Source organism: Methanobacterium sp., assembly GCA_030017655.1.
In the GTDB taxonomy this organism is placed as follows: Archaea; Methanobacteriota; Methanobacteria; order Methanobacteriales; family Methanobacteriaceae; genus Methanobacterium_D.
The window spans coordinates 1-688 of sequence record JASEIM010000073.1 but is presented as its reverse complement, the minus strand read 5'-3'; the positions used below and the strand labels follow the sequence as shown (position 1 = coordinate 688).

Annotated in this window: 2 protein-coding genes; one reads left to right on the top strand and one right to left on the bottom strand. The window is 32.7% G+C overall.

The features are described from left to right. On the top strand, window positions 1-269 hold a 269-nt coding region (locus QMD61_11670), incomplete at its 5' end, for a 7-cyano-7-deazaguanine synthase (protein ID MDI6725291.1). Window positions 270-338: 69 nt separating this feature from the next. Here the strand turns inward: QMD61_11670 and QMD61_11665 are convergent. Beyond that, a partial coding sequence (locus QMD61_11665; protein MDI6725290.1) for a hypothetical protein occupies window positions 339-688 on the bottom strand: 350 nt, incomplete at its 5' end.

The following is a 688-nucleotide window of genomic DNA, read 5'->3' as shown; positions in this document are numbered from 1 at the left end:
TCCCTGATAACTCAAAAGAATTCTTAAATGCATTTAATAATGTTTTAGAAATAGGTACACTTGAAAGTGTGAAAATTGAAGCACCGCTTATAGAATTGAATAAAAATGAAATTGTTAAGTTGGGCGATAAAATTAATGCACCAATGAATTTAAGTTATTCATGCTATTTGGGTGAAGAAGAGCATTGCGGTGTTTGTGAGTCGTGTATGCGTCGCAGGAGAGCTTTTAAAGAGACTTCTGTGGAAGATTACACTAGGTACATTGATTAATTTTAATTTTTAATGTTTTAGAAATTTTAAAAATAGAGAGAATTTTTTAAATTCTCCCATTTTTAGCATTTAGATAACGCCAACTGGTCTTGGTCTATCAAATACTGGTGGTCTAAATACTGGTCGTTTAACTGTTTTAAATTTTGCTTTTTTAAACACTGGCTTTTTAACTGTTTTAAATTTTGGCCTTTTAAATACTGGTCTTTTGGTTACTGTTTGGCATTTGCAGTTTTTCCAATCATCTTTTCGACTATCTTTATATTCACATTTTTTATCAGTTTCGCATTTTGGTGGGCAAACCTTAGCTGGTGGACAAACTGCTTTACATACTGGTGGTTTGGCGGTTTCACATTTTGGCGGAGAAAAGGGTGTTTTTACTACTGGTTTACAGTCTTTCCAGTATTCTTTACAATTGCATG